26 protein-coding genes are annotated in these 24,597 nt (G+C 59.1%); 9 read left to right on the plus strand and 17 right to left on the minus strand.

Annotated elements, in window-relative coordinates:
- The first annotated feature begins 2 nt into the window (after window positions 1-2).
- Entirely contained in the window at window positions 3-1,100 is a 1,098-nt protein-coding gene (locus RUESEDTHA_RS15340) for a cystathionine gamma-lyase (RefSeq protein WP_180887629.1), read from the plus strand.
- Here the strand turns inward: RUESEDTHA_RS15340 and RUESEDTHA_RS15345 are convergent, their stop codons facing one another.
- Window positions 1,101-1,487, minus strand: a complete 387-nt coding sequence (locus tag RUESEDTHA_RS15345; protein WP_171124558.1) for a hypothetical protein — start codon at window positions 1,485-1,487, stop codon at window positions 1,101-1,103.
- A gap of 154 nt (window positions 1,488-1,641) precedes the next feature.
- Between RUESEDTHA_RS15345 and RUESEDTHA_RS15350 the strand changes: the two genes are divergently transcribed.
- Together RUESEDTHA_RS15350 and RUESEDTHA_RS15355 are read left to right on the plus strand one after the other, a co-directional pair.
- Window positions 1,642-2,559 carry a DnaJ C-terminal domain-containing protein gene (locus RUESEDTHA_RS15350; RefSeq protein WP_171126402.1) on the plus strand — a complete coding sequence of 306 codons (918 nt, stop codon included), beginning with the start codon at window positions 1,642-1,644 and terminating at the stop codon, window positions 2,557-2,559.
- Window positions 2,556-2,900, plus strand: coding sequence for a hypothetical protein (locus RUESEDTHA_RS15355; RefSeq protein WP_180887630.1), 345 nt, complete (start codon window positions 2,556-2,558; stop codon window positions 2,898-2,900). Before RUESEDTHA_RS15350 ends, RUESEDTHA_RS15355 begins: the two co-directional genes overlap by 4 nt.
- 4 nt (window positions 2,901-2,904) lie before the next feature.
- Here the strand turns inward: RUESEDTHA_RS15355 and RUESEDTHA_RS15360 are convergent, their stop codons facing one another.
- From RUESEDTHA_RS15360 to RUESEDTHA_RS15380, 5 genes are all read right to left on the minus strand, one after another.
- Window positions 2,905-3,351: a cytochrome P460 family protein gene (locus RUESEDTHA_RS15360; protein WP_255431770.1), complete on the minus strand. Its 447-nt coding sequence runs from the start codon at window positions 3,349-3,351 to the stop codon at window positions 2,905-2,907.
- 408 nt (window positions 3,352-3,759) lie between these two features.
- Window positions 3,760-4,950: a 23S rRNA (adenine(2503)-C(2))-methyltransferase RlmN gene (gene rlmN, locus RUESEDTHA_RS15365; protein WP_180887632.1), complete on the minus strand. Its 1,191-nt coding sequence runs from the start codon at window positions 4,948-4,950 to the stop codon at window positions 3,760-3,762.
- A 78-nt stretch (window positions 4,951-5,028) separates the two neighbouring features.
- Window positions 5,029-5,406, minus strand: a complete 378-nt coding sequence (locus RUESEDTHA_RS15370) for a lysozyme inhibitor LprI family protein (protein WP_180887633.1) — start codon at window positions 5,404-5,406, stop codon at window positions 5,029-5,031.
- A gap of 148 nt (window positions 5,407-5,554) precedes the next feature.
- Window positions 5,555-5,722 carry a hypothetical protein gene (locus tag RUESEDTHA_RS15375; RefSeq protein ID WP_180887634.1) on the minus strand — a complete coding sequence of 56 codons (168 nt, stop codon included), beginning with the start codon at window positions 5,720-5,722 and terminating at the stop codon, window positions 5,555-5,557.
- 135 nt (window positions 5,723-5,857) lie between these two features.
- Complete coding sequence (locus tag RUESEDTHA_RS15380; protein WP_171124571.1) at window positions 5,858-6,394, minus strand: invasion associated locus B family protein; 537 nt, start codon at window positions 6,392-6,394, stop codon at window positions 5,858-5,860.
- Between the two features lie 178 nt (window positions 6,395-6,572).
- Between RUESEDTHA_RS15380 and RUESEDTHA_RS15385 the strand changes: the two genes are divergently transcribed.
- The gene (locus tag RUESEDTHA_RS15385) at window positions 6,573-7,571 is read left to right on the plus strand and encodes an asparaginase (RefSeq protein WP_180887635.1); all 999 of its coding nucleotides are present in this window, start codon (window positions 6,573-6,575) and stop codon (window positions 7,569-7,571) included.
- A gap of 3 nt (window positions 7,572-7,574) precedes the next feature.
- Here the strand turns inward: RUESEDTHA_RS15385 and RUESEDTHA_RS15390 are convergent, their stop codons facing one another.
- The 8 genes from RUESEDTHA_RS15390 to hutI all read right to left on the minus strand — a co-directional run bounded on the left by RUESEDTHA_RS15390 (window position 7,575) and on the right by hutI (window position 14,888).
- Window positions 7,575-7,895 carry a YciI family protein gene (locus RUESEDTHA_RS15390; protein ID WP_180887636.1) on the minus strand — a complete coding sequence of 107 codons (321 nt, stop codon included), beginning with the start codon at window positions 7,893-7,895 and terminating at the stop codon, window positions 7,575-7,577.
- A gap of 20 nt (window positions 7,896-7,915) precedes the next feature.
- Entirely contained in the window at window positions 7,916-8,344 is a 429-nt protein-coding gene (locus RUESEDTHA_RS15395) for an SRPBCC domain-containing protein (protein ID WP_180887637.1), read from the minus strand.
- Window positions 8,332-8,661, minus strand: a complete 330-nt coding sequence (locus RUESEDTHA_RS15400; protein ID WP_180887638.1) for a helix-turn-helix transcriptional regulator — start codon at window positions 8,659-8,661, stop codon at window positions 8,332-8,334. Before RUESEDTHA_RS15400 ends, RUESEDTHA_RS15395 begins: the two co-directional genes overlap by 13 nt.
- 44 nt (window positions 8,662-8,705) lie before the next feature.
- Window positions 8,706-9,584, minus strand: coding sequence for a phosphoserine phosphatase SerB (serB, locus tag RUESEDTHA_RS15405; protein WP_180887639.1), 879 nt, complete (start codon window positions 9,582-9,584; stop codon window positions 8,706-8,708).
- A gap of 72 nt (window positions 9,585-9,656) precedes the next feature.
- On the minus strand, window positions 9,657-11,339 hold the full coding sequence (hutU, locus tag RUESEDTHA_RS15410) for a urocanate hydratase (RefSeq protein WP_180887640.1): 1,683 nt from the start codon (window positions 11,337-11,339) through the stop codon (window positions 9,657-9,659).
- A complete protein-coding gene (gene hutG / locus RUESEDTHA_RS15415) occupies window positions 11,336-12,154 on the minus strand; it encodes an N-formylglutamate deformylase (RefSeq protein WP_180887641.1) in 819 nt (272 codons plus the stop codon). The genes hutU and hutG overlap by 4 nt, the downstream gene beginning before the upstream one ends.
- Window positions 12,154-13,683: a histidine ammonia-lyase gene (gene hutH / locus RUESEDTHA_RS15420; protein WP_180887642.1), complete on the minus strand. Its 1,530-nt coding sequence runs from the start codon at window positions 13,681-13,683 to the stop codon at window positions 12,154-12,156. Before hutH ends, hutG begins: the two co-directional genes overlap by 1 nt.
- Window positions 13,680-14,888, minus strand: a complete 1,209-nt coding sequence (gene hutI, locus RUESEDTHA_RS15425) for an imidazolonepropionase (RefSeq protein ID WP_180887643.1) — start codon at window positions 14,886-14,888, stop codon at window positions 13,680-13,682. The genes hutH and hutI overlap by 4 nt, the downstream gene beginning before the upstream one ends.
- A gap of 81 nt (window positions 14,889-14,969) precedes the next feature.
- Here hutI and RUESEDTHA_RS15430 point away from each other — a divergent pair, with 81 nt between their 5' ends.
- From RUESEDTHA_RS15430 to RUESEDTHA_RS15440, 3 genes are all read left to right on the plus strand, one after another.
- A complete protein-coding gene (locus RUESEDTHA_RS15430) occupies window positions 14,970-16,325 on the plus strand; it encodes a formimidoylglutamate deiminase (protein ID WP_180887644.1) in 1,356 nt (451 codons plus the stop codon).
- A 25-nt stretch (window positions 16,326-16,350) separates the two neighbouring features.
- A complete protein-coding gene (locus RUESEDTHA_RS15435) occupies window positions 16,351-17,055 on the plus strand; it encodes a GntR family transcriptional regulator (RefSeq protein WP_180887645.1) in 705 nt (234 codons plus the stop codon).
- A 91-nt stretch (window positions 17,056-17,146) separates the two neighbouring features.
- Window positions 17,147-18,664, plus strand: coding sequence for a malonyl-CoA synthase (locus RUESEDTHA_RS15440; RefSeq protein ID WP_180887646.1), 1,518 nt, complete (start codon window positions 17,147-17,149; stop codon window positions 18,662-18,664).
- Here RUESEDTHA_RS15440 and RUESEDTHA_RS15445 read toward each other — a convergent pair.
- The 3 genes from RUESEDTHA_RS15445 to RUESEDTHA_RS15455 all read right to left on the minus strand — a co-directional run bounded on the left by RUESEDTHA_RS15445 (window position 18,651) and on the right by RUESEDTHA_RS15455 (window position 22,343).
- A complete protein-coding gene (locus RUESEDTHA_RS15445) occupies window positions 18,651-19,382 on the minus strand; it encodes a metallophosphoesterase family protein (protein ID WP_180887647.1) in 732 nt (243 codons plus the stop codon). The two genes, RUESEDTHA_RS15440 and RUESEDTHA_RS15445, sit on opposite strands and share 14 nt — an antisense overlap.
- A gap of 113 nt (window positions 19,383-19,495) precedes the next feature.
- On the minus strand, window positions 19,496-21,091 hold the full coding sequence (gene serA / locus RUESEDTHA_RS15450; protein WP_180887648.1) for a phosphoglycerate dehydrogenase: 1,596 nt from the start codon (window positions 21,089-21,091) through the stop codon (window positions 19,496-19,498).
- 97 nt (window positions 21,092-21,188) lie between these two features.
- Window positions 21,189-22,343 carry a phosphoserine transaminase gene (locus tag RUESEDTHA_RS15455; RefSeq protein WP_180887649.1) on the minus strand — a complete coding sequence of 385 codons (1,155 nt, stop codon included), beginning with the start codon at window positions 22,341-22,343 and terminating at the stop codon, window positions 21,189-21,191.
- Window positions 22,344-22,628: 285 nt separating this feature from the next.
- Between RUESEDTHA_RS15455 and RUESEDTHA_RS15460 the strand changes: the two genes are divergently transcribed.
- Both RUESEDTHA_RS15460 and RUESEDTHA_RS15465 read left to right on the plus strand, forming a co-directional pair.
- Window positions 22,629-23,213 carry an ANTAR domain-containing response regulator gene (locus tag RUESEDTHA_RS15460; protein WP_180887650.1) on the plus strand — a complete coding sequence of 195 codons (585 nt, stop codon included), beginning with the start codon at window positions 22,629-22,631 and terminating at the stop codon, window positions 23,211-23,213.
- Entirely contained in the window at window positions 23,210-24,382 is a 1,173-nt protein-coding gene (locus RUESEDTHA_RS15465; RefSeq protein ID WP_180887651.1) for a CmpA/NrtA family ABC transporter substrate-binding protein, read from the plus strand. The genes RUESEDTHA_RS15460 and RUESEDTHA_RS15465 overlap by 4 nt, the downstream gene beginning before the upstream one ends.
- Window positions 24,383-24,597: the final 215 nt, after the last annotated feature.

Below are 24,597 nucleotides of genomic sequence, written 5' to 3' on the forward strand. Positions count from 1 at the left end.
AGATGGCCCCAAAACCCGGAGAGATGTTGCACTTGCGCGGCAATGCCCTAAACGCCGGTGATCCTGTGGCGCTGCCCCTGACACAAAGCAGCATGTACCACCTGCCCGGCACGCCGGATGGCTTGCCCACCTATGGCCGGGTCGATAACCCCACTTGGGCGCATCTGGAACATGTGCTGGCCCATCTGGAAGACGCGCCGTGCCTTGTGTTCCCATCGGGCATGGCCGCGATATCGGCTGCGTTCTTTGCCACCATCAAGGCTGGGTCGCGCATCCTGATCCCCTCTGACGGCTATTACGTCACCCGCGTGCTGGCGGATCGGTTCCTGTCCGGTCTGGGCGTGTCCGTTACCGAGCGTCCCACGACAGCGTTTACCGCAGGTGGCTTTGACGGGTTCGATGTGGTCTTTGTCGAAAGCCCCTCGAACCCCGGTCTGGATATGATGGACCTGCCCGCGATTGCGGCAGCCGTGCGCGCGGCCGGAGGGATCACGATTGCCGACAACACCACCATGACCCCTCTGGGTCAGCGGCCGCTGGATCTGGGCGTGGATGTGGTTGTCGCGTCGGATACCAAAGCGATGGGTGGGCATTCCGACCTGTTGATGGGCCATGTCGCCAGCCGCAACGCGCAGATCATGGAACGGGTCGAAGAATGGCGGCGCGTGTCCGGCGCAATTCCCGGCCCGCATGAGGCATGGCTGCTGCATCGCGGGCTAGAAACGCTGGATGTGCGGTTCGACCGGATGTGTGCTTCGGCGCAGGTGCTAGCCGCGCGACTGGCGGATCTCCCTGTGGTGAAAGCCATCCGCTATCCCGGCCTGCCCTCTGATCCTGCGCACGCATTGGCGCGGGCGCAGACCGCGCGGTTCGGGTTCCTGCTGTCGATCACGCTGGACAGCGAAGACAAGGCCGAAACCTTTATCAACGCTTGCCCAATGCTTCGGCCCGCCACATCCTTCGGCGGTGTCCACAGTTCTGCCGAGCGTCGCGCGCGATGGGGCGACGATGTAGACCCGGCCTTCATCCGCCTTTCGGTCGGCTGCGAACCAACCGAGGAACTGTGGCAGGCGATCAATACCAGCCTGACTGCGCTGTGATTACTTTTTCTTCTGCTCGCGCAGCTCAGTGAACACATAGATCGGCAGCACGATGCTGGCGATTAACGCCCCCAGCCAGACCAGCAAGGTCGCCGCCAGCAGGTTCGAAATTCCACCCACGGTCAGACCGTTGGTAATCAGGTCGGTCAACAACAGCCCCACGAATGTCACGATCAGTGCGATACCACCCTTGATCGCGGGGGCGCGCTTTTCACCTAGCTTCAGGATCAGCGGCTCGGCGATCCACTGAACCAGCGTAAAGACGATCACCACAACGATGAACGAGATCGGCCGGATCGCGAATTCGGGCAGCAAAATCGCGGCAAGCAACAACCCGATGGCGTTACCGACCAGCAGGGCCAGAATGGACTTGAGTCTGCGCGTCATTGAGGTCTCCGTCAGCAATCAATTAGAAACATGAAGATATTAGCAGGATTAAGCAATTTAGCGAGGCGTTTCAAAAGCCCCTTCCTTTTGGCCTGTTGAAATCGCATGATAAAACGGAACTATCAAGATCAGACCCCCACCGATGAGAGGTGAGATGAGCGACGATCCTTACTCCGTCCTTGGTGTTGCGAAAGACGCCACCGCTGCCGAAATCAAGAAAGCCTATCGGCGTATCGCCAAGGAATGTCACCCGGACCTGAAACCCGGCGACGCCGAGGCAGAGGCCAAGTTCAAAGCTGCCGCAGCTGCCTATGACCTGCTGAAAGATCCCGACACACGCGCGCGATACGACAATGGCGAGATTGACGCCTCGGGTCAGGAACGCGCCCAGCAGCAATACTACCGCGACTATGCCGAGGCCGCTGGAAACCCCTATCGCGGGCGGGCTGCGGACCCGGACGATATGTCCGACATCTTTGCCGAGTTCATGCGGGGGCGCGGCGGCTTTGGCCAGCGCAGTCAGGACTTTCACGCGCCCGGCCACAATCGCGGCTACAGCCTGCAAATCAGTTTTCTGGATGCTGTGTTCGGGGCAAGTCAGAAGCTGACGCTGCCCGATGGCGACCGGATCGAGGTCAAAATTCCGGCAGGCATTACCGATGGCCAGACGATCCGTCTGCGCGGCAAAGGCGATCCCGGCTTTGGAGAAGGGCCACCGGGTGATGCTCTGGTCACGGTTTCGGTCGCGCCGCATCCGGTCTTTGATCGTCAGGGGGATGATATCCACATCACTCTGCCCATCTCGATTGATGAGGCCATACTAGGTGGCAAAGTCCCTGCACCAACGATTGATGGTGGCGTCAATGTCAGCGTCCCTGCAGGAACCAGCAGCGGCAAGACGCTGCGATTGCGCGGCAAGGGAGTCAAAAAACGCGGGTCATCTGAACGGGGCGACCAGTTGATCGAACTGACTGTCGCCCTGCCAGACGAGATAGATGCAGACCTGAAAACTTTCTTCGAAACATGGCGCGAAGCCCACAGCTATGACCCGCGCAAAGGAATGCCGTCATGACACGCACCCTGACCGAAGAGGAACTGATCACAACCGTTGCCCGGCTGACCTCGACCCGGCTGTCCGAATATCTCGCCGCCGAAATCGTCATCCCGGAGCAGACAAACCGGGGATTGGTATATCACACGCTGGATGTGGCGCGGCTGGAACTTGCCTGTGAATTGCACGAGCAATACGACATGGAAGCTGACGCGCTGGCCATGATGATCTCATTGATTGACCAGATGCATGGGCTGCGTGCGGAACTGCGCGAGGTTCTGAGCGCGGTCGAAGCCCAGCCCGACCCCGTGCGGCAAACTCTGATCGAAGTGATCGGCGCGGCGCGGTTCGGCCCCAAGTAACAGGTCAGTTTCCGACCACGTATTCCTCGGGTACGAAAAAGGTATAGTCACGATCCGCGACGGCCTCATGACAATCGTGGCAATAGGCGACGTTGTCCGCGCGATCCCCCATGGTGTCGCCAAACAGGGACCCGTCCGGCATGACCATGATATAGCGCCAGTCAGCCGTTTCCGGACTGGTGCCTTCGGCCAGTTTTTCCATGACGAACAACGCACCGGGATGGGTGTTTCCTTCGTCCGTCACGGTCATGCTGTCCTTGGCCAGCACCGACCCTGTCGGCAGTTTTTCACCTTCCTGCAAAGTCCCGTAATTATGCGCCATACGGTTTGCATAACTGTTCACGAACCGCTGCCCATGCGTGGCTGAAATGTAGGGCGCGTCATTAAAAAGGGGCCAGTTCTGATAATTCCTCAACTGTTCAAACTGCGCTGCCGCGTATCCTTGTGCCATTCGCTTTTGCAATGATGTGTAGATTTGCAGCGCTTCTTCCTTTGACAACTCTGCCGGGTTTTCGATCGCCAGATGCGCATCCTCCCCCCCGGACTGAGCCAGCGCCTGCCTCGCATCAACAATTGCAAATGAAAGTGCGTAAATTAAACAAAGTCTTAGTGCTATCAAACGAGAAAACATACTGATCGCCCAAATGGTCAATTCGTTCAGTTGAAAGCCGCGTGCCGTACAAGAGGAACAATAGCGCTCTTGAACAATCGCGCCATGTCTGGGTGCCTGCCTTCACCGCTTTGTGTGCTTGGGTGAAGGCAAATGCCGAGTCTATATCAGACATATATATCAAACTACGCATGCAATAGACAGCGTTTGGCGCAGAAAATCTGCCAGCGGGTGGTGTAAATTTAGGGCTTAGCTCCCGTCCAGGCCCGCTTCTGCTGCGATCTGCTTTCGAGATTTTCTGGCGCGTTCGGTTGCCGATTTCAACTGGCCACAGGCCGCCATGATGTCTTCACCGCGCGTTTTCCGGATCGGCGACGCATACCCCGCCTGATAGATGATATTCGCAAATGCCCGGATACGATTATTCGAACTGCGTTTGTAGGGCGCGCCGGGCCATTCGTTGAACGGGATCAGATTGATCTTGGCCGGTATCTTATGTCGCTTGATATGGTCGATCAGACGATGCGCGTCGTCATCGCTGTCATTCACGCCATCCAGCATCACGTATTCGAACGTGATCCGTTCAGAATTCGACACATTCGGATAGCTAGCCAAAACGCCCAGCAATTCCTCAATGTTCCAGCGTTTGTTGATCGGAACCAAAACATCGCGGGTCTCGTCCGTCGTGGCGTGGAACGAGATCGCCAACAAGCAGCCGATTTCCTCGGCGGTGCGGGCAATTTCGGGCACCACGCCACTGGTCGACAAGGTGATCCGGCGACGAGACAGGGAAATTCCTTCGGGGTCCATGGCGATCTTCATCGCGTCGCGGACATTTTCGAAATTGTAGAGCGGTTCACCCATGCCCATCAGAACGATGTTCGACAGCAGGCGTGTTTCATCCTTGGGCGCGCCGGGGGTGGGCCATTCGTCCAGATCGTCGCGCGCCATCATCACCTGACCGACGATTTCCGCCGCTGTCAGGTTGCGCACCAGCTTTTGCGTCCCAGTGTGGCAGAAAGAACAGGTCAGCGTGCACCCTACCTGCGAGGAAATACACAGCGTGCCGCGATCGTCCTCGGGGATATAAACCACCTCGACCTCATGCCCACCGGCGATGCGGCACAGGTACTTGCGGGTGCCGTCTTCGGACACCTGACGGGTCACGACCTCGGGGATTTCGATGACGAAATGCTCGGCCAGTTGGGCGCGATACGCTTTGGCAAGGTTCGTCATCTCGGCAAAGTCGCGCTTGCCCCACTGGTAAATCCACTGCCAGATTTGTCCGGTGCGCATCTTGGCCTGCTTTTCCGGTGTGCCATGGTCGATCAGCGCCGCGCGCAACTGGTCACGGGTCAGACCGACAAGGTTCACTTTCCCCTCGGGCAATTTGCGGGGGATCGTCATGACGTCTTGAGTGATCGGCGCTTTGGGCGACATGGGCTATCTCGGTAGATTCTGGCTTGGGATGCGCCTCTATATAGGACCCAGCGCAAAGATCAAAAGGAATCGTACAGATCAATTTGCAAGACGCAGCAGTTCGTCCACGCGCGCGCGGCCAAGCTCAACTCGGCAAGAGGTGATGCCGATGCCTGTCCCCGACCCGCCCCCATACGATGCACCCACAGCTTCGCACTGTGCGTCCCTGTACCTTATCCACGCATCTTGCGACGCTTCCAAGGCAGGCTGGACGACAACGCGTTGCGTCACGTCGTCCAGTTCTTTCGCGGACTGCATCGCAATCGCATAACTTGTCTCCAGTGCCAGTTCGACGCGCTGTTCCATGTCGCCGACACATGTTCCGATTTCGACCTGGGAACTTGCGTCGCCACACTCCAAAGCAGGATCCGCCGCTGCGGAGGACGAAAGCAACAAGACGAAAATAGCAAAACGCATGACCAAGCCCCTGAAATTGCTGATACGGCAATTGCTACAATAGCACGCGATCGGCAACGACCCCAAACGCGTGTTGGCCGCATCAGCAGGGCTTATGCGGCCAATGCCCTAAGGTTTGTTCGGACTGGTTTGTGCCGCCAAAAGACGCTCAGACCCCGGCAGGCAAGATATCACAGTCCGAGGCATCCAATGTTTGCACCGGATCATCCGGGCCGCATTGGTCCCCGGTTACCGGGTAGGTACTTGCTTCTTTTTCACACGCGCCAAGAAACACGGTGGCTGCCATCAACAACGCAGAAAGGGATTTGTTCAGCATCTGCAGATTCCTTCATTATTACTGAACCGATGAGTTCAGAAAATGAGGTCCCTCGCATTGATACGGATCAAATAGACGGTCAACGCCCGACAAAAGAGAACCCAGCTAAATGACGGGGCGATCTGGCGAACAAACTTATTGGTTGGTGCAGCGCTTTTCAGCGTCTTCGATCGCAGCCGTGAACCCTAGCAACGAGAACGTGTCTTTGGTCTGCGTGCCACGCTCGGACCGGGCCGTCAGGACAGCTTCGGTACCGCGCTTCATGGCTGCAACCACTTTGAGGTCTTCGCCCTCGGTCGCGGGCCATGCCCATTCGCCTTCGGTGATCAGCTCGAACTTGGTGCCGTCAACGTCCAGGTTAACAGTTGAACCGGCTGCAAAGGGATAGCCGCCGGTGAACGTGACTTGACCCTTCACTTCGGCGTTGGGGCGGTAAAAGACGAACAACAGGATGTCGCTGCGGCGGACCGACACAACGCGCCCACCTCGTGTGTTTACCGTTTCTTTCGGGGCGGATACGCTCCAGCATTCCGTGGGATCATCCTCGACGAACACGCTCCAGTCCGTTTTGGCTGCAACGCGATTTGTGCTGGTCGCCTGCTGAGCGGTTGCTGTTGTAGCCATCCCTGCCACGCAAAGACCCGCGATCACGCGGACAAGCTTTGATCCCATTGTCCAGCCTCCTAGCTCGACCTAATACCTCATACCCACCGAACATGCCTGCGAACCCTGCCTGGTTCGTCTGTGAGTTGCGTAATCCGGTGATTGCCGACATACACACACTAACGCAGGTTTCGCCACAGGCGAAAGGGCGATTGGCAGAATTTTGCGCATGTTACGGAGGGTTCAGATGACACAGCCAGTACCAATGACAGAACTGTGGCGCGGCCCCTTGCTGGAAAGCCTGCATCTGGGTCACGCGGTGATCTGCGATGACAGCGGCCAGATCGTGCAAAGCTGGGGCGATCCCGACGCGGTGATCTATCCGAGATCCTCGGCCAAGATGATCCAGGGGCTGCCGCTGATTACATCCGGGGCGGCGGCGAAATACGGGCTGAATTCGGAACATCTGGCACTGGCCTGCGCGTCCCACAGCGGCGCGCACATCCACACGGATCGGGTTTCGGCTTGGCTGGATCATCTGGGCCTGACCGAACACGATCTGCGCTGTGGCCCGCAGGAACCGCAAGACATGGCGGCGCGCGACGGTTTGATACTGGCGGATGACACACCCTGCCAGATTCACAACAACTGCTCTGGCAAGCATTCCGGGTTCCTGACCGTGGCTCAGCATATGGGGGCCGGGCCAGAATACCTTGAGATCGACCACCCCGTGCAACAAGCGTGCCTGTCAGCCATCGAAGAAACAACTGGCGAGACCAGCCCGGCCTATGGGATCGACGGTTGCTCGGCCCCCAACTTTGCAACCTCGCTGGCTGGGTTGGCGCGATCGATGGCATGGTTTGCCAGCGCCGCGGACCGGTCCGATCGCGCCAGCGATGCGGCGGCGCAACTGACGGCTGCGATGATCAAACATCCTGAACTGGTTGCCGGGGAAAGCCGCGCCTGCACCGAGTTAATGCGCGCCATGGGTGGCCGTGCAGCTATCAAAACCGGGGCTGAGGCCGTTTTTGTCGCCATCGTCCCCGAAAAACGCATGGGAGTCGCGCTGAAGATCACCGACGGCACCACGCGGGCAAGCGAATGCGCCATTGCCGCCATTCTGGTCAGCCTTGGGGTGCTGGAGGCCGATCACCCGGCCACCCGCAAGTTTATGAACGCCATACAATACAGCCGTCGTGGTCTGGAATGCGGGCTAATACGCCCAGCGCCGGGTTTCCCCGGCTAGGCGTTACATCTCGATCTCGTGTACCTCGGCCACCTCGACCGAGCCTGAACCGTTCACCACCATCGGGCAGCCCTTGGCCATCTCGGTTGCGGCATCCATGCTATCGGCCTTAACGACAGTAAAGCCCGAGGCCGGGTTTGCGCCGCCATTGTCGACTACACCACCGGAACTGACCGTATAGGACTGACCAACCGGGTTTCCGGGGATTTCAAGCGCTTCGCCCATGTTCTGGAACCAAGCGCCCCAAGCGGCCATGGTCGCTTCGATCTCGGCCGGGTCGGTCGGGGTATGACCACCATGATAAACAAAAAGAAATTGCGGCATTCTTTCCTCCCTACTGAAATCTAATTCAACTGCGCAGCAAGCTTGTTGAGCGTCGAGGTCCAGCCTTTTTCGTGGTTGGCTGCGATATCGTCATCACCCAGATCACGGTGATCAATGATCAGCCGTGCGCCTTGGCCAGCGGCTTCAACGAATAGCGTCACGTGACTTTCTACGCCGCGCCGATCCTGATCGTCATGCCAGCCAAATGTGAACCCAACAGATTTAGGCGGATCAACGTGTGTGACCTGCCCCGATACCTTGAAACGCTGTCCTTCCGCGTTCTGCATCACCGAATACCACGGGCCAAGGCGTGAAAAATCCAGATTGTGTTCGGGTATATGCACACCTTCCGGCCCCCACCACTGCAACAGCTTTTCTGCATTGCTGATCCAGGCAAACAGGTCTTTGGGGTCAATCGGGAACTCTCGTTCCAGTTTCAGGTCGGCCATGACTGCTCCTTTTCGATAGCGTCGCCCAGACGATCAAGGCTGCTTTCCCAGAATTGCCGTTTCGAGATGGTCCATTCAGCGACAGCCCGCAGACCTTCGGCGCGGATCGAATACATACGCTGAGTGCCGTGCACGCGTTGCTGCACCAGACCCGCCTCGCGCAGCACCTTCAAATGCCGCGAGATCGCAGCACCGGACATGCCGCGCCCTTCGATCAGGTCACCGGCAGGCAGTTCTCCGTCTTGCATTAACTGTTCGACGATCGAAAACCGGGTGACATCGGACAAGGCGGAAAAAGCGGTCAGAAGTGTGTTCATGACCTCTTATTAACATTTTTGTTAAATTTAGAAAAGCCCCGATATCACGCGCAGGCGAACTCGGACCGGGCGTATCCCTGCACGTATAGCAGAGCGGTCAGATCCCCGTGGTTGACCCGAACATCGCATTTCTCGGCGACTGAGGGCTTGGCATGCAGCGCGACACCCGTTCCGGCGCGGCCCAGCATCCCAAGATCATTTGCACCGTCGCCCACGGCAATCACGTCCGCATCGGACAACCCCAATCGCGCCGTGATCTGCTCCAGGGCATCCACCTTAGCCTGTCGTCCCAGAATTGGGTGCTGAACGTCGCCCGTCAGTTTGCCGTTCTCGGCCAGCAGGGTGTTGGCCCGGTTTTCATCGAAACCCAAAGCCTCTCCGACCTTTGCTGTGAAGGCCGTGAACCCGCCTGAAACAAGCGCAGCGTATCCGCCGGTTGCCCGCATGGTCGCAACCAGTTCCTGACCACCGGGCATCAGGGTAATGCGTTCGGCCAGCACTTTGGCAATCACGGCCTCGTCCAGCCCCTTCAAAAGACCGACGCGTTCGGTCAGCGCGCCCTCGAAATCCAGCTCTCCGTTCATCGCGCGGGCGGTGATGTCCTTGACGCGGTCGCCTACGCCCGCTTCGTCCGCCAGCTCGTCGATACATTCTTGCTGGATCATGGTGCTGTCCATATCGGCCAGCAGCATCTTTTTTCGCCGTCCTTCGGTGGGCTGCAGGACGAGATCAACACCCATCTTCTGAAGTTCCGCCCAAACATCCCATTGATTGTCGGGGACTTGAGATACCGAAAACTCGGCCGCCTCGTCCGGGCTGAGCCAAACGATGTCGCCCCCGCCCCACGCATTGCGCAACGAGTCCACCAGTGTCTGGTTCAGCGTCGGCGCGTCGGGGTTGGTGATCAGTGTGGCAACGTACATCTTCGGTCTCCTGCAATCTGCCCTGCGCATATCGCAGGTGCAGCATTTTCACCAGAGACAGATTGATGCGGCCTAGCCCAGAATTCCCGGCAACCGCAAACCATGGTCACGCGCGCAATCCTTTGCGATGTCATAGCCCGCATCCGCATGTCGCCACACACCCGAGGCCGGGTCGTTCCACAAAACGCGCTCCAACCGCCGTGCTGCATCCTCGGTACCGTCGGCGCAGATCACTACTCCGGCGTGCTGACTGAATCCCATGCCTACACCGCCCCCATGGTGCAGAGACACCCATGTCGCGCCGCTGGCCGTGTTGATCAACGCATTCAGCAAGGGCCAGTCACTTACCGCGTCGGACCCATCCAGCATCGCTTCGGTTTCGCGGTTGGGACTGGCGACCGAGCCGCTGTCCAGATGGTCGCGTCCGATCACGACCGGGGCTTTCAACTCACCACTCGCCACCATTTCGTTGAAGGCCAACCCAGCGCGGTGCCGATCGCCCAGCCCGATCCAGCAGATACGGGCAGGCAGGCCCTGAAATGCGATCCGGTTCCGCGCCATGTCCAGCCAACGATGGAGGTGCTCATTCTCGGGGAACAGTTCCTTCATCTTGGCGTCGGTCTTGTAGATATCCTCGGGGTCGCCGGACAGCGCGCACCAGCGGAACGGACCGATCCCTTTGCAGAACAGCGGTCGGATATAGGCAGGAACGAAACCGGGAAAGGCAAAGGCATTCTCCAGCCCTTCATCCTGCGCGACCTGTCGGATGTTGTTTCCATAATCCAGCGTCGGCACGCCTGCGTTCCAGAAGTCTACCATCGCTGCAACGTGCTGCTTCATTGATGCGCACGCGGCCTTTTCAACCGATTTAGGGTCTGTTTCACGCTTATCGCGCCATTCGGCCATCGACCATCCCAAGGGCAGATAGCCGTTGATCGGGTCATGTGCACTGGTCTGGTCAGTAACGATGTCTGGGCGCATTCCACCGTCGGCCATACGGCGGTAAATCTCGGGGAACACCTCGGCTGCATTGCCCAGCAGGCCAACCGATTTCGCCTCACCCGCTTTGGTCCAATGGTCGATCATCGCCAACGCCTCTTCCAGAGTGTCGGCCTTTTCGTCCAGATATTTTGTCCGCAGGCGGAAATCGATGCTGTCGGGATTGCACTCGACCGCCAGACAACAGGCCCCGGCGAAAACTGCCGCCAGAGGTTGCGCACCGCCCATGCCGCCCAGACCTCCGGTCAAAATCCACCGGCCCGTCAGGTCGCCGCCATAGTGCTGGCGCCCAGCCTCGGCAAAAGTCTCATAGGTGCCCTGAACGATGCCCTGCGTGCCAATATAGATCCACGACCCCGCCGTCATCTGGCCGTACATCATCAAGCCTTTCTTATCGAGCTCGTTGAAATGGTCCCATGTCGCCCAATGCGGCACGATGTTGGAATTGGCGATCAAGACGCGCGGCGCATCCTTGTGCGTGCGGATAATGGCCACTGGCTTGCCGGACTGGACGATCAGGGTCTCGTCCTCCTCCAGATCCTTTAGACCAGCCACGATCCTGTCGAAATCCTTCCACGTACGCGCCGCGCGTCCGATACCGCCATAAACCACCAGCTCATGCGGGTTTTCGGCCACGACCGGGTGCAGGTTGTTCATCAACATCCGCAGCGGAGCCTCGGTCACCCAACTTTTGGCATTCAACTCGGGGCCGGTCGGCGGATAGACATCGCGGGTGTTTTTACGCGGATCGCTCATGTTTGGGTTCCTGTGTTGATGAGTTCGCCTGAAAGCGCCAGTTCGTTTAAACGAGACAGCATTTTGCGCAGATGAGGTCGCAGGGCTGCGGCGCGGTCATCCCGCCACGTCCACGGGGGTGTTTCGTCCATATAGGCCCGCTGTGCGATTTCCATCTGGATCGCGTGGATACCCTCGGACGGGCGACCGTAATGGCGCGTCGTCCATCCCCCCCGGAAGCGACCGTTCAGAACGGATGAAAACCCGTCCGCCTCAATCGCGACGTGATGCACAGCCTGCTCAACAGCGGGATGACAACTCTGGCCGACATTTGTGCCTGTATTGAACACCGGCAATTCGCCTTCAAACAGATAGGAGATCACCGACCGGATCGAGTGGCAATCGAACAGGATTGCAACACCGTGGCGATCGCGGACCCGTTCCAACTCTTGCCGCAAAGCATCGTGATAGGGTGCATGAAACGCCCGCCGCCGGCTTTCCGTTTCGTCCGCCGAAGGAGTCTGACCCTCGGCCCAGATCGGGTGCCCGTCAAAATCTGTCAACGGGACAAGCGTCGTCGTGTTTTGCCCGGGATACAGCGACGCCCCATCCGGTGCGCGATTGGCATCAATGACGTAGCGATGGATGTTGGATTGAACAACGGAAACGCCGTCAAAAAGCCCTTCATAGAGCCTGTTTATGTGCCAGTCAGTATCGCTAAGCCCACGGCCGGTATCATTCAGGCGCGCCGCGATATCGGCGGGTACAAATGTCCCGCCATGAGGTTGCCCCAGCACGATCGGCCCGTCACCCTTTAGGACGTTGACCACTTGCATCAGTTCAGCCCCGGCATTGGGGTGCCTACCGCGCGCAGGATATCCCCACCTGCAACCAGCTTTTTCGCAGCCTCAAGGTCCGGGGCAAGATAGCGATCATCCTTTAGCGGATCGATGTCCGCGCGCAGACGCTTGATGACCTGTTGCAACGGCACGCTGGTCCCCAGCGGAGCGCGAAATTCCACACCCTGAGCAGCGCACAGCGATTCAACCCCCAGAATATAGCTTAGGTTGTCCACCATCCGCATCAGGCGCCGCGCCCCGTGTGCTGCCATCGAGACGTGGTCTTCTTGGTTGGCAGATGTTGGCGTGCTGTCTGTCACGCAAGGGTTTGCCAGATGCTTGTTTTCGCTCATCAACGCGGCTGTGGTGACTTCGGCGATCATCAGGCCCGAGTTCAATCCCGGCTCGGGCGTCAGGAAGGGCGGCAGGTCAAAGCTGAGCGCAGGGTCAACCATCAAAGCAATACGGCGCTGGGCAATCGCGCCGATTTCTGACAGGGCCAGTGCGATCATATCCGCCGCAAATCCCACGGGTTCGGCATGAAAGTTCCCGCCTGACAGGATTGCGTCCTCAAGCACCAACGGATTGTCCGTGGCGGCGTTGGCCTCAATCCCCAGCGTGGTCGCCGCCTGACGCATGACATCCATCGCCGCGCCCGTGACCTGTGGCTGGCACCGGATGCAATACGGGTCCTGCACGCGGGTGTCCCCGTCACGATGGCTCTCACGGATTTCGGACCCGGCAAGAATGGATCGCATGGCACCTGCGGCTTCGGTTTGCCCACGATGACCGCGCAGGGCGTGAATCTCGGGCCGCAGAGGGGCGGTAGATCCCATAATCGCGTCCGTCGAAAGCGCTGAAATGGTCAGAGCGTTCTGGGCTGCGCGCCAGGCTTCGAACAATCCGGACAGCGCGTATGCGGTTGAGAATTGGGTGCCATTAATAAAGGCCAGCCCTTCTTTCGGTCCAAGCGCAACAGGCTCTAACCCGACCGAATTCAGCGCTTCGCGCCCGGGTAATAGGCTGCCGTCTACGTCGGCCTCACCCTCTCCGATCAAAACGGCTGTCATATGCGCCAGAGGTGCAAGATCGCCAGAAGCACCTACAGACCCCTGCGCAGGCACAACCGGAGTAACCCCGCGCTCAAGCATATTTTGCAACAGCTCGATCAGGTCCCAACGCACACCCGACGCTCCGCGCCCAAAAGAAATCAGCTTGAGCGTCATCATCAGCCGGGTAATGCGGCGGGGCACAGCAGATCCGACGCCACAGCAATGGCTGAGGATCAGGTTATGCTGCAGCTTGGCGGTGTCATCCGCCTTGATCTTATGGCTGGCCAGCTTGCCAAAGCCGGTATTGACGCCATAAACGGCGGCTTCTCCTGCGGCGGCCTCACGAACACGTGCCGCTGCCGCATCAACTGCTGGCCTGCACCCGTCGTCCAGAAAAGCCGAAGCCTGCGTCCAATAGATCTCCGCAAGATCAGACAGCGAAACCTGTCCTGGCACCAAAGCGTAACGCGTCATGCCTGACCTCCGAATAAGCGCGTATGCAAGGGGTTGAAACCGATCCGGTACGGCAACTCTGCCGGATGCTGAACATCCCACACTGCCAGATCAGCGCGCTGACCAACAGCGATCGTGCCGGTATCCCGAAGCCCAAGCGCGCGGGCCGCATTCCGGGTGACCCCGGCCCATGCGTCTTCGGGGGTCAGGCGGAACAGTGTGCAGGCCATGTTCATCGTCAGCAAAATGGAGGCCAACGGGGACGACCCCGGATTGCAATCCGTCGCCAGCGCGATAGGCACATGCCTGTCCCTTAGCATCTGCACCGGAGGAACCTGCGTTTCGCGCAAAGTGTAGAACGCCCCCGGCAAAAGCACTGCTACGGTGCCTGCTTTCGCCATCTCGGATACGCCATCTCCGTCCAGGTACTCGATATGATCAGCGGACAAAGCCCCGTATCTGGCCGCCAGTTTTGCGCCACCAAGGTTTGAAAGCTGTTCGGCATGCAGTTTAACGGGCAGCCCAAGGTGCTTGGCTTCGTCAAAAACAACGGCAATCTGGTCGGGTGAGAAAGCTATTCCCTCACAAAAGCCGTCCACCGCATCCACCAGACCCTCGGCCTGAGCCGCGCGCAGGGTTGGAAGGCAGACCTCGTTCAGATAGTCGTCTGGCCGGCCCGCAAAGTCAGGTGGCACAGCATGCGCGCCCAAAAAGCTTGTTCTGACCCGAACCCGGCGAGCCTGCCCGATCAGTCGCGCCACGCGCAGCATTTTCAGTTCGGTTTCAGTATCCAACCCATAACCGGATTTGATTTCGATGCAGGCGACACCTTCGGCCATCAATGCATCCACGCGTGTCAGGGCATCGGCCAAAAGCTCTGCTTCGCTGGCCTGTCGTGTTGCCGTAACGGTGGACAGGATTCCGCCCCCCGCGCGGGCAATCTGTTCATAAGAGGCACCGTTCAGCCGCATTTCGAACTCAGCGGCCCGGTTGCCCCCGAATACAATATGTGTGTGAGCGTCAATCAGGGCCGGTGTCATCAGCCTTTCCCCGAAATCCGTGCTTTGCCACCCCGAATATTGCTGGGGCAAAGCGGACTTGGAGCCGACCCAAGCAATTCTCTCACCTTCGACCGCAACCGCCATGTCCTGGCCCAAACCGTATGGCTCTGACCCCGGCATCATCGAGGCCACCTGCGAACAGAAAAGGACCGATTGTGCCGCCATGACGATTCCTTGGAGTTCCCGTTGCAATTTGCTATTTCGTATATGTATAAATATTTAAAGTCTACACAAATTGGAATACCTATGTCGATCCATGCCAAAACCGCCTTGTTAGGTTCTGATTGGGTCCACGACCTTTTGGTCAAGGTGGAAAAAGGCCGGATTGCGCAGCTACAAACCGGGGTCGCTGCCAAACCGGATGACGTGCGCGTGGATGTTCTGTTGCCAGCTTTGGCCAACCTGCACAGCCACGCCTTCCAAAGGGCCATAGCAGGCATGACCGAAGTGCGCGCAGCCGGTCGCGAAAGCTTTTGGACATGGCGGACCCTGATGTACCGCTTTCTGGACAGGCTGACCCCAGAACAGGTTCAAGCCATTGCAGCATTGGTCTACATGGAGATGCAGGAGGCTGGATACGCATCGGTGGGTGAGTTTCACTATGTCCACAACCAACCCGGCGGGCAGCCTTACGACACGCCTTCCGAACTCAGTCAGCGCATCTTTGCCGCCGCAAGTCAGACCGGCATCGGATTGACGCATTTGCCGGTGCTCTACACCTATGGCGGCGTGCGGCAGGAGCCTTTGACCGGCGGGCAATTGCGATTTGGCAACTCGACCAATCAGTTTCTGAAGCTGGTCGAAGACTGCCAAAAAGCCCTGCCCCATGCGGATTCCGCAATTGGGATCGCGCCCCACTCACTGCGTGCAACCACAGCGCAGGACATTCGGGCCGTACTCGACGCGCGACCAACCGGCCCTGTTCACATGCACATCGCCGAGCAGGTGCAGGAAGTCTCCGACGTCGAAGCCGCCCTTGGCGATCGTCCAGTAAGCTGGCTGCTCAGCAACTTTGACGTGGATAGCCGCTGGTGCCTGATCCATGCCACGCATATGACCAACGCGGAAACGCAGCGGCTGGCACGATCCGAGGCCGTGGCAGGGCTGTGCCCGATCACCGAGGCCAACCTTGGGGACGGTATCTTCAACGGCGCAGAGTACATCAACAATGGCGGGCGGTTCGGGATCGGATCAGACTCGAATATCCGGATATCACTGCCCGAAGAGCTTCGGATGCTGGAATATTCACAACGCCTCCGCGACCGGGTGCGCACCATTATGGTGTCGCCAGAAGGATCGGTTGGCCACGCCCTTTACACAGGTGCGGCCTGCGGTGGCGCTCAGGCGCTGGGGCGTAACGGCGGGGAAATTGCCGTAGGCAAGTTAGCAGACCTTGTCGCCATCGACCAATCGCACTCGACGCTGTGTGCCTTGCGCGAGGATCAAGTGCTGGACGGTCTGTGTTTTGCAGCCCCCGATGGGCTGGTGACAGACCTGTGGTCGGCAGGGCGCCATATGGTGCGGCTGGGGCGGCACATTCATCGTGAACAGATCATCCCTTCTTATCGGGCAGCGATTGCCGAACTGCTGAGTGAACTCTAAGACAAGGTACCAATCCCGAGGCCACATGACCCAATCCACCGAGAACACCAGCTACAAAGACATCAAGAAAACCGTTCTGGCACGTATTCGGTCCGGTGAGTGGCAGCCGGACTCCTTGCTGCCGAATGAGTCGGAACTTGCCACCGAGTTTTCGTGCACCCGCACCACCGTCAACCGGGCGCTGAGGGAACTGGCCGAGGAAGGATATCTGGAACGCCGCCGCAAGGCCGGAACGCGGGTCCTGAGCGCACCGCAACGTCAGGCGCGTTTCACCATCCCCATGGTCCGGGATGAGGTTGAGGCGTTAGGCGGAACCTATCGCTATGCGCTTGTATCCTGCGATCAGAAAACAGCCCCCGACTGGTTGACCGCGCGGCTTGCCCTATCGCCGGGTCAGGACGTCGTGCATGTGCGCTGCATGCACTATTCGGGCAACACCCCATTTCAGTACGAGGACCGCTGGATCGTTACCGACAGCGTACCGCAAGTGAAGCAGGCGAATTTTTCGGAGATTGGCCCGAATGAATGGCTGATCCAGACCGTGCCCTTCACCAATGTGGAACTGACCTTTCTGGCCAGCCGTGCCGATGCAGCACTGGCCGATTTTCTGGATGTCGCAGAAGGTGAGCCGGTTTTCACTGGTGAGCGCATCACGTGGCTTGAGGGGCGGCCGGTTACCTTCGCCAAGATGTATTTTGCAGCCGGGTACCGCATGACCACTCAGTTCTGAGAGGATCAGGGTTTTCGCAATTTTGACTTTACCGCCCCCGCATTCCAAGCCAGATTCAGAACCGGATATTCCGGCATAAGGGACTGATGGCATGGGCAACCCGCTCTATGATCGCTTGTTTGGCATTCACGCGGGCAAAGACACCCCGTTCCTGCAATTGCCGGATGGCCAGACGCTGACCCATGCCGCGTTTCTGGACATGGCTGCGCGGATCGCAAACGCACTGACCGGATATGGCCTTGAACCCGGAGACCGGGTTGCCGTTCAGGTGGAAAAGTCGCCCGAAGCCTTGGCCGTCTATGCGGCCTGTGCGCAAACCGGGTTAGTCTTTCTGCCGCTCAACACGGGGTACACGGTTGGCGAGCTGACCTATTTTATCGAAAACAGCGGCGCGTCGCTGGTCCTGTGCGACCCCCGGATCGAGGCAGACCTTGCGCCAATCGCCCAAGCACAAAATGCGCGGCTTGAAACTCTGAGTTCTGACGGCACTGGCAGCCTTATGCGGCGTGCGCTTGGCATGTTGCCCGCCTTTGAACCGGTTCGGCGGACCGAGGATGACTTGGCGGCTTTCCTTTATACTTCGGGCACGACAGGACGGTCCAAGGGGGCGATGCTGTCACAGGCCAACCTGCTGTCCAATGCAGACACTTTGGTGCAGGAATGGCGGTTCACCCGTGCCGATGTGCTTTTGCACGCGCTGCCGATCTTTCACACACATGGGCTGTTTGTGGCGACGAACGTGGCGCTGGCATCGGGTGGGTCGATGATATTTCTGCCGAAATTCGATCTGGACGACGTGCTGCGCCTGATGCCCCAGGCCACCTCCATGATGGGTGTCCCGACCTTTTACACGCGCCTGCTGGCCGATGACCGTTTTACCGGCGATTTAGCACAGCACATGCGGCTGTTCATATCAGGTTCGGCACCCCTGCTTGCAGAAACGCATGAAAGGTTCGAGGCGCGCACCGGTCATCGCATCCTTGAGCGCTATGGCATGACCGAAACCAACATGAACACGTCCAACCCCTATGACGGGGAACGCCGTGCCGGAACAGTTGGCTTTCCCTTGCCGGATGTCGAGCTTAAGGTCACCGATCCGGACACCGGCGACGCGCTGCCTCAGGGTGAAATCGGAATGATCGAGGTGCGCGGCCCAAATGTTTTTCAGGGCTATTGGGACATGCCGGAAAAGACAGCCGCCGAATTGCGCGAGGATGGGTTCTTTATCACAGGTGATCTCGGGCACGTGGACGCAGATGGGTACGTTCATATCGTCGGGCGCGGCAAAGACCTGATCATATCGGGCGGATACAACATTTACCCAAAAGAGGTAGAGCTGGTGCTGGATGATCAACCCGGCGTGCTGGAAAGCGCCGTGATCGGCGTGCCGCACCCGGATTTTGGTGAAACCGTTCTGGGTATTCTGGTGGCGGAACCGGGCCAAACACCGGATATCGCGTTGATTCAGGCAAATGTGCAAAAAGAACTGGCCCGCTTCAAACACCCGCGCAAGCTTATCGTGCTGGACGAACTGCCGCGCAATACGATGGGCAAAGTGCAGAAGAACATCCTGCGGGACAGGTATCAGGACCTGTTCACACAGGCATAAGCGGCATCCGCCCGCAATCCGTCAAAAGCCAGCACTGCCGCCCTTGGAACACGGCTGACGACAGTGGACGACCGTAGCCAGCGCCTGTATCCAGATTGACCCGATTGCCGCAATGTTCAGCCTGATCCACCGGCGTATGCCCATGCACGATCAGCCATGGATGCGTATTCGTGTCCCTAAGGAATTCGTGCCGAATCCAAACCAGATCATTCTCCGACTGCTGATCCAAGGGCACCCCGGGGCGAATACCGGCATGCACAAACAACAGGTCATCTTCCGTGTGGTAAGTCGGCAAGGCATTGATGAAATCAAGATGCGCTTGCGGCACTGCTTCACGCGCGCGTTCATGAGCCTGATAGATACGATCTGTATCGTCGATCATAACCCCGTAAGAGGCCAGAGTCTCGCGCCCACCCAGACGCGGGTGCAACCAGTTGAGCGTGATCGGAAGATGCGTGTCGGCGATCTCGGCATCTTGGACGAACCCCGCCATCATCCTGTCGTGGTTTCCTTTGACCATCACCCAGTTCCGCCCTGCGCGCTGACCTTCGATCAAAAGGTCAAGCACGCCGCGACTGTTCGGCCCCCGGTCCACGTAATCCCCAAGAAAGACGACACGCGCATCGGGACCGCCATCTTTCTCGATCCGCGACAGCGCATCCTGCAACATATCAAGCTGCCCATGGATATCCCCGACGGCGTAGACAGGTGTCGTCACTGCAATGCCCTTTCTTAGCGCGCCGCGTGTGCGGCCTGTGATGGTCAGCGAAAAAAGACAATGCCCGCACTAACTGAGCGCGGGCATTGAATTTGTTGTCCGTTTAAAGATGCTTATGCAACATCGAATTTCAGCGGCTTGATCTGTGTGAAAAGACCGGTTTCAGCCAACTGCGCTCGCGCCTCGGCCGGAACAGGCTCATCCACGTACAGCAAGGCGATGGCCTCGCCCCCGGCCTCGGACCGGCCCAGAGTAAAGTTCGCGATGTTGACGTCGTGGTCGCCCATGGTCCGACCCAGTGCACCGATGATGCCGGGCACGTCCTCGTTGGTGGTGTAGAGCATGTGCGAACCCACCTCGGCGTCGATATTGATGCCTTTGATCTGGATAAAACGCGGTTTGCCGTCGCTGAAGACAGTACCACCGATGGACCGCTCGCGCTTTTCTGTCACGACGGTCACTTTGATGTACCCTTCGAACGCGCCCGATTTGTCCTGATTGGTGGTCGAGATCTTGATCCCCCGCTCCTTGGCCACAACCGGGGCTGAAACCATGTTCACCTCGGGATTGAATTTCTTCATGATCCCGGCCACGACCGAACAGTTCAGCGCCGCCAGGTTCATCTCAGCCGCGACCCCGTCATACAGGATGTTGATCGCCTTGATCGGCTCATCCGTCATCTGGCCGATGAAGCTGCCCAGATGCCCGGCCAGTTTGATCCACGGCCCCATGATCTTGGCTTCTTCAGCCGTCACGCTGGGCATGTTCAATGCGTTTTCAACCGCCCCGGTCAGCAGATAGTTCGAAATCTGCTCGGCAACCTGCAGCGCGACGTTCTCCTGCGCCTCGGTCGTGGCTGCGCCCAGATGCGGTGTACAGACAACGTTGGGCAGGTTGAACAGCGCGTTTTCCTTGGCTGGTTCTTCGCTGAACACATCAAAAGCCGCGCCCGCAACGTGGCCCGATTGCAGCAGTTCAGCCAGCGCGTCCTCGTCGACCAGACCTCCACGCGCACAGTTCACGATGCGCACGCCCTTCTTGGTCTTGGCTAGATTTTCACGGCTGAGGATGTTGCGGGTCTGATCTGTCAAAGGCACGTGCAGGGTGATGAAATCGGCCCGCGCCAACAACTCATCCAGTTCGACCTTTTCGACACCCATCTTTGCGGCTTGCTCTTCGCCCAGATAAGGGTCATAGGCGACGACTTTCATCTTGAGGCCCAGCGCGCGTTCACAGACGATCCCGCCAATGTTGCCTGCCCCGATGACGCCAAGCGTCTTGTTGGTCAACTCGATCCCCATGAATTTCGACTTTTCCCACTTGCCCGCATGGGTCGAAGTGCTGGCCTCGGGGATTTGCCGCGCCACGGCGAACATCATCGCAATTGCGTGTTCGGCGGTGGTGATCATGTTACCAAAGGGCGTGTTCATCACGATCACGCCTTTTTTGCTGGCCGCTTCCTTGTCGACATTGTCGGTGCCGATCCCGGCACGACCGATGACTTTCAGATTGTCGGCTTTCTCCAGCAGGGTGGGCGTGACCTTGGTGGCTGAACGGATCGCAAGGCCGTCATACTGGCCGATCAGTTCGGCCAACTTGTCCTTGTCTTTGCCCAGGTCGGGCATGAAATCCACGTCGATGCCGCGATCGCGGAAAATCTGCACGGCGGTTTCGCTGAGCTTGTCAGATACGAGTACTTTGGGGGCCATATGCTCTGGTCCTTTAAAGAGTTTTGCGGGTGGCGGGCTGAAGCCCGCCTTACGTTGAGAGGGTGTGTAGGCCGGGCTTCAGCCCGGCACTTGCGGTTCAGGCAGCCTCAGACTGCGCCGCGATCTCGGCTTCAAAGGCCCAAGCGAGCCAAGGCAGCATCGCCTCGATATCCGAGGTTTCGACCGTGCCACCGCACCAGATGCGCAGGCCCGCAGGGGCGTCGCGATAGGCACCGATGTCCAGCGCGATACTCTCGGCCTCCAACCGCTTAGCCACGGCCTTGGCGAATGCCGCCCCATCCTGAATGCGCGGATCGGTGAATTTCAGACACACGGACGTGTTCGACTGCGTCGCCGCATCCTCGGCCAGATTGGCGATCCAGTCATTCTGATCGCAGAACGCATGCACCGCGCCCGCATTGGCATCCGCGCGGGCGATCAACCCTTGCAGGCCGCCAACCGAGCGCGCCCAGTCCAGAGCGAACAGATAATCCTCGACCGCCAGCATGGACGGCGTGTTGATCGTGGCCCCTGTAAAGATACCGTCGATCAGCTTGCCACCTTTGGTCAGGCGGAAAATCTTCGGCAGAGGCCATGCGGGGGTGTAGCTTTCCAGCCGCTCAACCGCGCGTGGGCTGAGGATCAGCATCCCGTGCGCAGCCTCGCCACCCAGCACCTTTTGCCAGCTAAAGGTTGTCACATCCAGCTTGTCCCACGGCAGGTCCATCGCAAAGGCAGCCGAGGTCGCATCACAGATCGTCAGACCCTGGCGATCATCCGCGATCCAGTCTCCATTGGGCACCCGCACGCCCGAGGTCGTGCCATTCCACGTAAACACCACATCGTTGACGAAATCGACCGAAGCCAGATCGACAACCTGTCCATAGTCGGCGGTTTTCACCTCGGCGTCGATCTTCAGTTGCTTAACCACGTCGGTAACCCAACCGGCGCCAAAGCTTTCCCACGCCAGCATTTCGACCTTGCGTTCGCCCAAAAGCGACCACAGCGCCATCTCGACCGCGCCTGTGTCGGATGCGGGTACGATGCCGATCTTGTAATCCGCCGGAATGCCCAGCACCTCGCGCGTGCCTTCGATGGCCGCCTTCAGCTTATCCTTGCCAACTACAGCACGGTGCGACCGGCCCAGCGCGGCATCGGCCAGTTTAGTCAGATCAAATGTCGGGGGTTTGGCGCAGGGGCCCGAAGAAAAACGCGGATTCGCCGGCCGCGTGACCGGTTGTTCAATGCTCATGTGTATTACCCTTCCAGATACACGCCCCTCGTTGGGGAGGGGTGTCCCGCCGCCACACCTAGAAAGCCCGCCGCGCTGCAGCAAGCGGAAAAGACTCTTCAAAGTCGGAAAACGACATTCAATTTGGCCCAATCCGCAGTCATGAGTTTCCGATAGGCGAAAGATTTGCAGTCCGTTAACGCGACTCGGTGAGCTTTTGACTATTTTTTAGGCAGCTCCCCTTGGGCCGCAACGGAAAGGGCTCGGAACACTTGTGATCATTCTGAAGCACAGTGAAAAGGTCCCATGCCCGATACCCTGACCATTGTCGTTGTAGAAGAAGACCGCGAGCGAGCGATTGCCATCGTCGACGCGCTCAAGGTGTCCGGGGCCTATGATGTGCATGTGATCGGCAACGTCTCGAGCCTTGCGCGCAAAATCGCCGCGCTGGTGCCCGATGTGGTGCTAATCGACATCGACAACCCGACCCGTGACATGCTTGAGGAGCTGACGCTGGCATCCGGCCCGCTGGAACGGCCCGTGGCCATGTTCGTGTCGGGCGCAGCCGGTGATCTGGCCTCGACCGCCATCGAGGCTGGGTTGTCAGCCTATGTGGTCGACGGGATGCAGCCGGATCGCTTGAAACCTGTGCTGGACGCCGCCATCGCCCGGTTCCAAATTGTGCGCCAGATGCGCCGTGAACTGGCCGAGACCAAACGTGCGCTGGAAGAACGCAAAGTAATCGACCGCGCCAAGGGCCTGCTGATGAAGGCGCGCGGGGTTGAAGAAGAAGAGGCTTATGCCCTGCTGCGCAAGGCCGCGATGGATCAGGGTCGCCGCGTCGCCGATGTGGCCGAGGCGCTGGTCACGGCCTCGGGGTTGCTGTCATGAATGCCGTGACCCTGCCCGTTGCTTATGTTCCGCTGGTGGATGCCGCCCCCCTGATCGTGGCGCATGAAATGGGCCTAGCCCGCGCCGAAGGGGTCGAGCTGGAGCTGATCGCAGCGCCTTCTTGGTCGTCAGTGCGCGATATGCTGGCCTTTGGGCGGGTGGATGCGGCGCACCTGCTGTCGCCGGTTCCCGTTGCGATGGCATTGGGGCTAGGCGGGGTTACACAACCCTTGTCCGCCGTCTCGGTCCTGTCTGTGAATGGAGATGTCATCGGCGTCAGCCGCACATTGGAAACCCGCCTGCGCGACGCAGGCTATGGGTTCGACTTCCGCGATCCTTTCAAGGCCGCCGCCGCGCTGGCCTCGGTCGCGGATGGGCCATTGGTCTTTGGTGTGCCCTTCCCGTTTTCGTTGCATGTGGAACTGCTGCATTGCTGGCTTGAGGCCACCGAACTGTCCAAAATCGGGGTCGAAGTGCGCACCATCCCGCCGCCGCTGATGGCGCAGGCCTTAGCCGAGGGCGATGTGGACGCGTTCTGCGTGGGTGAACCCTGGGGCTCGGTCGCTGTGGAATCGCAGGCTGGTGCATTGTTGCTGCCCGGTCAGGCGATCTGGGCCTTTGCGCCGGAAAAGGTGCTGGCCGTGCGCACCGACTGGGCAGATACCGAACCGCATCTGCTGGGCAAGCTGATGCGGGCCGTCTGGCGCGCCGGGCGTTGGTTGGATCAGCCAGGCAGTCACACCGCCGCCGCCGAAATCCTTGCACGCGACACCTATCTGAACCTGCCCTCGGAACTGATCGACCGGGCGCTGTCGGGTCGGTTCACGATCACCGGCCATGCCGAGCAGCGCGAAGTACCGGGGTTTGTCGAGTTCCACGACGGGGCCGCGAATTTCCCGTGGCGCAGTCAGGCCAAGTGGATCGCGCATCGTCTGGCCCAGAGATACGGTCTGGACCCCCATCTGGCGCTGGCGCAGGCAGGCAGCGTGTTCCGCAGCGATATCTACCGCGATCAGATGGCCGGGCTGGGGGCCGATCTGCCCGGTGCGTCGGAAAAGCTAGAAGGCGCGATTCGCGACACCACACCCGTTGCATCCCATAACGGACAGCTATCGCTGAAACGGGATGCGTTTCTGGATGGGCGCATTTTTGACCCTCAGGATATCTGACGCCCAAGAATTAGGCAGACCCGCGCCCGGCAATGCGCAATCGCAGCATTTAACGCTGCGTCGCAGCAAAATCGCTTGAACGGCTTCGACGCATTTACCACTGTGAACCCATCGGTACGCAAAGGCGTGTACCGCAAGAATTCCTCCCAAAGTTTGGGAACGACTGAGCAAAGCCGCTCACACTCTGGCCACTCCTCCCGGTCAGAGCGTGCAGC

Origin of the sequence: Ruegeria sp. THAF57 (assembly GCF_903914075.1) — a bacterium.
GTDB lineage: Bacteria > Pseudomonadota > Alphaproteobacteria > Rhodobacterales > Rhodobacteraceae > Ruegeria.